Annotated in this window: 7 protein-coding genes; 6 read left to right on the top strand and 1 reads right to left on the bottom strand. The window is 69.9% G+C overall.

Annotated elements, in window-relative coordinates:
- Positions 1-35 precede the first annotated feature (35 nt).
- The 4 genes from ESD82_RS09325 (at position 36) to ESD82_RS09310 (ending at position 5,092) form a co-directional block, all read left to right on the top strand.
- A complete protein-coding gene (locus ESD82_RS09325) occupies positions 36-1,337 on the top strand; it encodes an esterase-like activity of phytase family protein (protein ID WP_147429282.1) in 1,302 nt (433 codons plus the stop codon).
- 549 nt (positions 1,338-1,886) lie between these two features.
- On the top strand, positions 1,887-2,234 hold the full coding sequence (locus tag ESD82_RS09320; protein ID WP_024843889.1) for a COG4315 family predicted lipoprotein: 348 nt from the start codon (positions 1,887-1,889) through the stop codon (positions 2,232-2,234).
- An 81-nt stretch (positions 2,235-2,315) separates the two neighbouring features.
- On the top strand, positions 2,316-3,860 hold the full coding sequence (locus ESD82_RS09315; protein WP_024843888.1) for an SEL1-like repeat protein: 1,545 nt from the start codon (positions 2,316-2,318) through the stop codon (positions 3,858-3,860).
- Complete coding sequence (locus ESD82_RS09310) at positions 3,857-5,092, top strand: hypothetical protein (protein ID WP_028710239.1); 1,236 nt, start codon at positions 3,857-3,859, stop codon at positions 5,090-5,092. The genes ESD82_RS09315 and ESD82_RS09310 overlap by 4 nt, the downstream gene beginning before the upstream one ends.
- A gap of 9 nt (positions 5,093-5,101) precedes the next feature.
- On the opposite strand, the gene ESD82_RS09305 is transcribed toward ESD82_RS09310, so the two are convergent.
- Positions 5,102-6,700, bottom strand: coding sequence for a peptidoglycan-binding protein (locus ESD82_RS09305; RefSeq protein ID WP_028710238.1), 1,599 nt, complete (start codon positions 6,698-6,700; stop codon positions 5,102-5,104).
- A 533-nt stretch (positions 6,701-7,233) separates the two neighbouring features.
- Between ESD82_RS09305 and ESD82_RS09300 the strand changes: the two genes are divergently transcribed.
- Together ESD82_RS09300 and ESD82_RS09295 are read left to right on the top strand one after the other, a co-directional pair.
- Positions 7,234-7,644, top strand: a complete 411-nt coding sequence (locus ESD82_RS09300) for a molybdopterin-dependent oxidoreductase (protein WP_244314509.1) — start codon at positions 7,234-7,236, stop codon at positions 7,642-7,644.
- On the top strand, positions 7,644-9,659 hold the full coding sequence (locus tag ESD82_RS09295; RefSeq protein ID WP_151208814.1) for an ATP-binding response regulator: 2,016 nt from the start codon (positions 7,644-7,646) through the stop codon (positions 9,657-9,659). Before ESD82_RS09300 ends, ESD82_RS09295 begins: the two co-directional genes overlap by 1 nt.
- The last annotated feature ends 29 nt before the right edge of the window (positions 9,660-9,688 follow it).

Here is a 9,688-nt window from a genome sequence, read left to right as displayed (position 1 = left end):
AGCGGCGGCATCGCGACGACAAAGGATTTCGAACCATGCGCCTTGGCCTTGCCTTGCTTGCCTGCTCCATCGCCGCCCCCATGGCCCCCGCTGCCCTTGCCGAAGAGACCTTTCCGGCCCGGCTGGCGGGCCATGCGGTGCTGCCCGCCTTTACCATAGTCCCGCCGCCGGCGGATGCGCCGATGTCGGTCGAGGGCGATACCGGCCCGACCTATGGCAGCCACAAGACGGGCATCGCGCTGCCCTTCCTGGGCCAGCCGGTCCAGGGCATGTCGGGCTTTGCCATGAATCGTGCCCCGGACGGCAGCTGGTTCACCCTGACCGACAACGGCTTCGGCTCCAAGGCCAACAGCCCCGACGCCATGCTGTTCTTTCACCGCATGCAGCCGGATTTCGCCGCCGGCACCGTCGAGCGGCTGGAGACCGTGTTCCTGCGCGACCCCGACCGCAAGGTGCCGTTCCGCATCGCCAACGAGACGACCGAAAGCCGCTATCTGACCGGCGCCGATTTCGACCCCGAAAGCATCCAGTATCTGGACGGCGAGATCTGGATCGGCGACGAGTTCGGCCCTTATATCCTGCGCGTGGCCATGGACGGGCGGGTGCTGTCGGTGCATCCGACCCGGCTGGAGGGCGAGGCGCTGGCCGGCCCCGACACGCCCGGCATCGCCGTGCCCGCCCAGCCGGGCCGCGATTTCCGCGTCCAGCGGTCGGGCGGCTATGAGGGCATGGCCCTGCAACCCGGCACCGGCCTGCTTTGGGCGATGCTGGAAAAGCCGCTTCTGGGCGATGACGGCCAGCCCGAGGGCGATTTCCTGCGGGTGATGAGTTTCGACACCGGCAAGGCCGACTGGACCGGCGAGCATTACCGCTTCAGGCTGTCCGAGGGCGCCACGGCCATCGGCGATTTCAACTTCATCGACGAGACCCGCGCCCTGGTGATCGAACGCGACAATGGCGAGGGCGATGCCGCCCGTGCCTGCCCCGAGGGCGCGGTGGACATGTCGGCCTGCTATCCGCTGCCCGCGCGGCTGAAACGGGTGGTGCTGGTCGATACCGCCAGCCCGGATGCCGAGGGCTATCTGCGCCGCATCGGCCATGTCGACCTCTTGGACATCGCCGACCCGGAGGGCAGGGCGCTGCCGGACCACAAGCCCGAGCAGGGGAATTTCACCTTCCCCTTCTTCACCATCGAGGACGTGGCGCGGGTGGACGAGAACCACATCATGCTGGCCAATGACAACAACCTGCCCTTCTCGGGCGGGCGGCGGATCGGCACGGCGGCGGATAACGAATTCATCCTGCTGTCGGTGCCGGAACTGCTGGCGGCGCAATAGCCGGGCAGAGGGCGGCGCGACGGATGGCGCGGCCTTCCTGATGCCTCATGCCTGAACATTCTCCTGTGCGGCGGGGCGGGTGCCCCGCCCTGCCACGGGACAGGAAAAACCCGTGGGGAAGGGCTGCGACATGACGCTCCCGCAGGGTTCTGGATGGCATCCGAACGCCTGTCATCGCCCCTCCAGGCCGATGGCGCGATCGATTGCGACGCGCGCACCGATCTGGTCGCGCGGCGGGCGGCGGCGGGACCGGCGGGAACCATGCCGGGACGGCCGAGGGACGGCTGGCTCTGGCGCGCTTCGTCACCGGGCGCGGGGAGGGCGGCACCCGTGCCATTCCATCGCCCCGGCCGAAGGCACCTGCGCCAGGGGCGCCGATGCGATCCTGCCGGGTGCGCCGCGCCGGCTGATCCGCGCAAAACCCATCGACGCCGGCCGGGGACGCGCCTATCATGTCCGCGGCCGGCAGTCATGCGTCCCGCAAGGGAGCAGGCGGGCCATGCGCCTGACCGGCCGCTGTCCGATGCAAGATGCTCCGGGGTGTCGATCATGAAGATGGTTTCGATCTGCATGGCGGCGGGGCTTGCCCTGCTGTCCTTTGGCGCGGCGCAGGCCCAGACCGTGGTCACGGGCGATGGCGGCATGACGCTTTACACCTTCGACCGGGATGCCGAGGGAAAATCCGCCTGCTACGACGATTGCGCCCGAAACTGGCCGCCCTATCTGGGCAGCAGCGACGAGGACAAGGGCGAGGGCTGGACCCTGGTCGAGCGCAACGACGGTGCGCTGCAATGGGCCTATGACGGCAAGCCGCTCTATTACTATGCCGGTGACAAGGCTGCGGGCGAGACGACCGGCGACGGCCGGGGCGGCGTCTGGCACGTGCTGACCGAATAGGGCGGCCCCGGCGGCGAAGCGGCTTGCAAGTTCCGCGCCGATGCTTTCCCTTCTTGCCCAAGCAGCAAGAGGAGAAAGACCATGCGCCCGCTTGCCCGACGCCTTGCCGCCGGCACCGTCCTTTCGCTGGCCCTGGCCGGCGCCGCCCCTGCCGAGCCTGCGCCGGCGACGACCAGCGTCTTTTCCCCCGCAAATATCGCGGCGGGGCTGGTGCGCGGGGCGATTTCCTATGCGCGGATGGTGGCCGACATCCGCTATGACGGGCTGGAGATCGACGCGGCCCGCGGCGGGCTGGTGTTGCGCGACCTGCAAATCGCCGGGCTGGGCCGGCACAGGAATTGCCGGGTTGCGCTGGGGCGGTTGCAGGTCTCGGGCCTGAGCCTCTGGAGCGACGCGGAATCGCGGCTGCGCCTGGATGCCGCCGAACTGTCGATCGCCAACAACTGCTTCGGCGCCGACGCGGCCATGATCGGCGTGGTGACGGGCGGGGCCAGCATCCCCCTGGCGGCGCTGTCGGTCGATCTGCGCCAGGCTGCGGGCAGCGGCGCGCTGAGCGCCGACATCCGGGCGATCAGCCCCGGCATCGCCCGGATCGAGGCGAGCGCAGATTTCGATTATGTTTCATTGTTTTCTCCGGATTTCTTCGAAAAGATCACGGCGGCGAGCCAGGCTGACGAGGCCGGGGCCGAGACGGACGAGACGCCGCAGATCGGCCTGCGCGGCACGCTGCGCGCGGCGCATCTGTCGGTCGAGAACCTGGGTGTCTGGGAAAGGCTGAAGCCGCTTTTGCCGCCCGAGGCCAGCAGTCCCGAGGCCTTGCAGGCGCTGCTGACCGCCGAGCCGGGCAGCGCCCTGCACCAGTCCCAGCAGGGGCTGGTGCGTGCCCTGCGCGCCTTCATGGCCGAGCCGGGCCGTGTCACCGCCGAGATCCGCCCGGCCGAGCCGGTAGCCTTCGACACGACGCTTTGGGCGGGGCCCGAAGATGCGGCGACGCTGTTCCGGCCGCGCTTCTCGAACGGGTTGCCCACGCCGCCGGTGGCGCTGATCGCCGATCCCGCGACGCATCAGGACAACCGCGCCCTGGGCCTGGCACTGGCCGAGGGCAGGGGGGTGCCGCAGAACAGCCGCCGGGCCGTCGAGTTGCTGACCCCCTTGCGCGAGGATGCCGAGGTGGCGCTGGCCCTGGCGCGGTTGACGGCCGACACCGATCCCGCGCTTGCCTATGGCCATGCGCTGCGGGCGGCGGCGCAAGGGGTGACGGGTGCGGCCGGGGTGCTGGAGCGGATCGAGGCGCGGCTCGGCACCGCCGATCTGCTGGCGGCGCAGGAGGCGGCCGAAACCGCCCCGCCCGAGGGCAGCTTCGCCTCGACCCAGGCGCTGCGCGACGCGGCGCTGGCTCATGAGCGGGGCGAGGGCGTGACGCGCAGCTATGCGCTGGCCTGGCGGCTTGCCACGCTGGCCGCGGCTGCGGGCGACGGGCCGGCGCAGGCGCTGATGGCGCGGCTGGAGGCGCGCTTCGGCGCCGATCCGATCTGGCTGCGCGCCCGCGACCGGGCAGAGGAACTGGCGCTGGAGGACTGGACGCGGCGCAAGCTGGCGCAGCGCCTGGCGGAGGGCCGGCCATGAGGCGGCTGGTTCTTTCGCTGGCGCTTGTTCTTGCCGCGCCCGCCGCGCCCGCCCTGGCGCGGCAACCGGTCGATCCTTCGGCCCTGTCGCGGGAGATCGCGCAGCAGGGCATCGCGCCCACGCTGGCGCGGCTGCACGCGCTGTCCGACCCGGCGCCCGACGAGCGTTTCGCCATTGCCGGGCTGGAGTTCCTGGGCGCGGTCGAGGCGGCCTGGCGCTGGCGCGTGACCTATGGCGTCGCGCCCTTTGGCGGGATGATCTTCGGCTCGGCCGCCGAGTTGCCGCAATCCGTGCCGCCGCAGCCGATGCCGCCCGAGGCGCTGGCCGAGCAGACCCAGGCCACGCTGGAGGCGATGGCGCGCAGCCGCGCCGCGCTGGAGGGGCTGGCCGAGGACGAGGATTTCGGGCTGGCGATCTCGCTGGGCGATCTGTGGTTCGACCTGGATGCCGACGGCCGGCGCGGGATGGGCGAGGGCGCGGCGGAACTGCTGGCCGGCATCGTCTGGTCCGGCATGCCGGCCTTTGACCCCGAGACCGGCCAAGCGGCCCCGCCGCCCGCGCCGCCGGTGATCCGCTTCGACCGCGCCGATGCGGCCTGGCTTGCGGCCTATACGCACCTGGTCTCGGGCGGTGCCGAACTGCTGCTGGCCTTCGACCCGACGCCCAGCCTGGAAAAGGTCTTTGCCATGCGGGCCCGGATCGACGAAAGCCGCCTGGCCGGGGGCGAGGCTGCGCTGCCGCCGATGCTGGACGATTTCATCGACCCGCTGGCCGTCGCCATCGACATGCTGCGCCGCCAGCCCGATGCCGGGCGCACCCGCGCCGCCCGCGCGCACTGGCAGCAGACCATCGACCAGAACCGCCGCTTCTGGGCGCTGGTCGGGCAGGAAAGCGACAATGCCGGCGAATGGATCCCGAACGACCGCCAGATCTCGGCCACCGGCATCGCCTTTCCGCCCGGCACCGGCGCGGCCTGGCAGGCGGTGCTGGCCGATGGCGAGGCGCTGCTGGCGGGCGACAGGACCATCCCGTTCTGGCGCGGGCCGATGGGCATCGACCTGGGCGCCTGGCTGGAAGACCCGGCGCCGCTGCCGGTGGACGGGGTGATCCAGGGCTGGGCGCTGGCCGATTACTTTTCGGACGCGCCGCCGGTCAGCCCGGAAAGCTTCCGCCGCTTTTCGGACATGCTGCTGGAGACGGGGCCGTTCCTGGCCATGGTGATGCTGAACTGAGCGGGCGGGTCACTTCACCAGTTCGCGGATGATCGTGTCCAGCCCGATGACGCCATTGCCGATCTGGCCCTGGTTGATCAGCCGGTTGCGGCGCTGGCGGGCCTGCTCGGCATGTTCGCCGCGCGGGAAGTTCTGAAGGTATTGCGTATAGGATTGCACGGTATCGACCTGCCGCGCGCGCTGCCAGGCCTGGTCCTCGCGGTCGCGGCGCGGGTTGTCCCGGTCGGCCTGGGCCAGCCGCTGCCGGGCGGTCTGGGCATAGATGCCGTCGGGATAGCGGTCCAGATAGGCGCGCAGGTTGCGCACCCCGCCCTTGGCGCCGGTCTGTTGCCAATAGGCGCGGTCCTGCTGGTCGCGGCTGGGGGCGGCTGCATTGGCCTGCGCCCGCATGGCGTCCACCTGCGGCCCGGTCAGATAGCCCGTCACCGCATAGCCGTTGCGCTGCTGCCAGCCGCGGATGGCCGAGCGCGAGCGCGAGCCGAAGATCCCGTCCGCGCCGCCGGTCGAATAGCCCAGCGTGTTCAGCCGGCGCTGGATCGCCACCCGGTCGCCCCGCGACAGGTTCAGCCGGTTCTCGGTCAGTTCGGCCTGCGAGACCTGGCGCGGCGGCGTGACCTGGCGCGGCTGCTGGATCTCGGGGGCCGGCGCCGGCGCCGGGGCCGGGGCAGGGCGCAATTCGGCCAGCCGGTTCTGCGCGGCCTGGGCAAACTCGCCCTGCGGATAGCGGGCCAGGTAATCCTGATAGGCCGCGACCGTATTGGCCGCCGCGGCCTCGGCCCAAAGATCGCGGTCCGCCTGCGCCGCCCCCAGCGCATCCAGCCGCGCCTTGGCCGCCGCCGAGTAGAGCCCGCCGGGATAGCGGTCGAGATAGCCGCGATAGGCCGCCGCCGTATCCTCGGCCGCGGCCTGGGCCCAAAGGTCGCGGTCGGCCTCCAGCGGCCCGGCCGGGGCATCGGCCTGCGGCCCGGCCGCGACCAGCACCAGCTGCGCATCGCCGCCCTCGGCCATGACCAGCCGGTCATCGGCGCCGACCACCGTGCCGACCGAGGTGCCCGGCTCGAGCAGCGCCGCCGCCGCCGCACTGGTTGCCGCGGGCGGCCCCGAGATCACCGTTACCCCCTCGGGCGGGGTCAGCGGGCCGATGCCGTTCTCCAGCCCGGTCGCATGTTCCATTTCGGCCTCGTCCGAACCCAGGAGCAGCACCGCGCCCGGCCGCGCCTCTTTCATCAGGTCCAGCACCATGGAAAGCGGCACGCCCTGCGCCCCGGCGCCGACCAGGTCGGGCTTGTCGGCATCGGTGCCCATATACCAGCTGTCGTTGCCGCCATGCAGGAAACGCCCGTTCAGCAGCACGATCCGCGCGCCGGGCGAATCGTCGGGCCGCAGCAGGTCGGCAACCGCCTGGCGCACGTCACGCACCACCAGGTCGGCGCCGGTCACGGTGCGAAAGCCGGCCGCCCTCATCGCGGCCGCGGCGGCGCCGGCATCGGCATCGGCCAGGTCCGGTGCGTTCTGGTAGCGCGCATTGGCGATCACCACGCCGCGGTTCTCGGCCAGGGCCGGACCCGCCACAAGCAGGGCGGCCAGAAAGAGCGACAGGTGACGCATGGCTTTCTCCTTTATCGCGATGCTCCCGGCCATAATCGCCGAACAGCGGATTCGTTCCCGGTTAGCGGCGCGGCAGCGACCGGACAAGCCGAGGCAGGACACATGGGCGCGAGCAGCGCGTGCGCTCGGCAGGGCTCCGCCGAGGCGTCCGGCGCGGCCGAATCGCACCCCAGCCGGTCGAGGCGCGGGCCATTCCCCGATTTTGGGGAATGGCGCCATGCCGCCGGAACTGTCAGGAATGCCGGTGTCCATTCGGGCTCGTGTGATTGTCGCGAGAAAGCTCGGGGACGCTATTTTTATAAAATTCATTATCGTAACGAGTACGCCGGCCTGCGGGCCGGAGGTGATGAAATGGCATGCGCGGGCTATACCCCGGTTCGCGCATGCCATACTCCGTTGCTATGTTCTGGCCCTGGAGATAGCCCATGCATCGCGCGCCCGAGACGTTCCTCAGCAGAAGAACCCTTGTCCTGTCCGCCTCGATCGCGGCCCTTGCGCCCGCCTCGCCGCTTTTCGCGCACGCGGCCCGGCCGATGCTGACGATCACCGAGCCTTCGGGCCGCGTCAGGGAATTGGAGGACGAGGACATCGCGGCGCTGCCCTGGCATCAGATCGCCACGCGGACCCGCTGGACCGAGGGCGTCCAGACCTTTCGCGGCCCCTTCCTTCGGGACGTGCTGACCGGCGGCGGGATGTCGCGGTCGGACCTGGCCGGGCGCAAGCTCCTGGTGAAGGCGCTGAACGATTACGGCATCGTGCTTCCTGCCGGCGATGCCTGGGACTACGCGCCCATCCTGGCGCGCGAGATGAACGGCAAGCCCATGCGCGTGCGCGACAAGGGGCCGCTCTGGCTGGTCTATCCGCGCGACCAGCGGCCGGAACTGCAACGCGCCGTCATGGACGAACGCTGGGTCTGGCAGCTGTTCGAGATCACCATCCTCTGATGCGCCTGCGCGGGTCTCATTTCGCGCTGCTGACGATTGCCAGCTTCGTCCTGCTGTTCGTCTATTCTCTGTTCCAATTGGTCAATATCGACCACGCTTTTCGCGAGGAACTTGTCGAGCGCAACCTGTGGGCGGCGAACCAGGCGGATCGCGAGGCGCAGAACCTGATGCTGACCCTGTATCGCGTCAGCCTGGACCGGGATGTCGAAGACGTGTTGCTGCGCTTCGACATTCTCTACAGCCGCATCGCGCTGATGGCGGATCGGCCGCAGATCGACTATTTCCGCGAGATCGGGGCCGGCGACCTGGTCGCCCAGGCCAGGAGCCTGCTGGAGGAACTCGACGCGGCTTTCCAGGCACAGGATTTCGACCCCACCGATGTCGCCGCGCTGATGCCGCGCGTCGTCGTGCTTGCCTCGGTCCTGCGCGAGATCACCAACGCCACCGCGCTGGAGGAAAGGCTTGCCCGCCATGTCCGCCGCGAAGCCCTGTTGCGGGTCATGCAATTGCTGCTGCTGGCGGTCGGCGGCGCCTTCCTGACCGGGGTGGTGATGGCCGGCCTGCTGTGGCGCAACATGCGCCGTGCCATGCGCGCGCAGGCGGAATTGCAAGAGCATCGCGCGGAACTGGAACGGACGGTCGCCGCGCGCACGACCGAGCTGCAGGAGGCGCTGGAGGTCGAGCGCCGGGCCAAAGAGGTCTATCGCAGCTTCATCGTTACCGTCTCGCACCAGTTCCGCACGCCGGTTTCCATCATCCACATGATCGCGCAGAGGCAGTTGCGCGACGAGGAAACGCCGCTTTCCGAAACGCTCAGGCGCAAGTTCAGCCGGATCCTGGATGCGGCGGAACGGCTGGAGCGGCTGCTGAGCGGCTTTCTCGCCTCGGCCAGCGTCGAGGGCAAGGACATCGCGCTGTCGCGCCGCATCGTCGATTTCAACCAGATCGCCCGCATCGCCGCCGAGCAGACGCGGCAGGCCAATCCCGGCAGGGTGCTGGAGGTCGCCCTGTCGGAAACGCCGCTGCAGGCGGATGCCGATCCCGTGCTGCTGGAACAGGCCGTGCTGAACCTGCTGTCGAATGCGATGAAATATTCCGAGGCGCCGTCGCCGGTCAGCCTGGAGACATGGCGGGACGGCGGCCGGATCTTCTGTCGCGTCAAGGATCGCGGCGCCGGCATCCCGCCGGGGGCGCGGGGCGCGGTTTTCGACCGGTTCTACCGCGCGCCGAATGTTCACCGATTGCCCGGAGTCGGGGTTGGCCTGAGCCTGGTTCGTGATATTGTTGCGCTGCACGGCGGCGAGGTCACGTTCACCTCGCGCCTGGGTGAGGGGTCCGAGTTCGTCGTTGCCGTGCCTGCCAAGGGGAACAGGACGATGAATCGGCAGCGCGGGCCGGCGACCATTCTTTGTGTCGAGGATGAGCTGTTCATCCTCGAGGAACTGCAAGAAGAACTCGCATCCAGGGGCTACAAGGTTCTGAGCGCGCGCAACGGCGACGAGGCCGAGGCTCTGCTGGCGCAAAACCGGCCCGACATCGTGCTGTGCGATGTCATGCTGCCCGGCCGCAACGGCTTCGAACTGCTGAGCGACCTGCGCGCCTCGGGCAAGCTGGCGGAAAGCACCGCCTTCATCTTCCTGACCGCGCTGTCGGATCGCGAGCCGCATCTGGCCGGGCTGCGCGCCGGGGCCGACGATTACCTGGCCAAGCCGATCGACCTGGACCTGCTGCATCTCAAGATCGAGAACACCCTGGCTTTCGCGCAGCGGCTTCGCGAAGGCATGGTTCCCGCGGGCGAGCCGCTGGACGTGCGGCTTTCCCGGCGCGAGGAGCAGGTCCTGTCCTTGCTGGGGCAGGGCGAGCGGACCTGCGCCATCGCCTCGCGGCTGGCGATTTCCGAACATACGGTCAGCCACTATATCAAGGAACTTTACCGCAAGCTGGGCATCAACAACCGTGCCGATGCCGCCCGCGTAGCGATCGCGTTGGGGCTCGGCACGACGAGCAAGGTCTAGGCGCTGCCGTGGCACGCCGCCTGCGGCGG

Source organism: Paracoccus pantotrophus (assembly GCF_008824185.1).
GTDB classification, from domain to species: Bacteria; Pseudomonadota; Alphaproteobacteria; order Rhodobacterales; family Rhodobacteraceae; genus Paracoccus; species Paracoccus pantotrophus.
The sequence above is the reverse complement of the archived record's forward strand: the minus strand, read 5'-3'. Positions and strand labels throughout refer to the sequence as shown.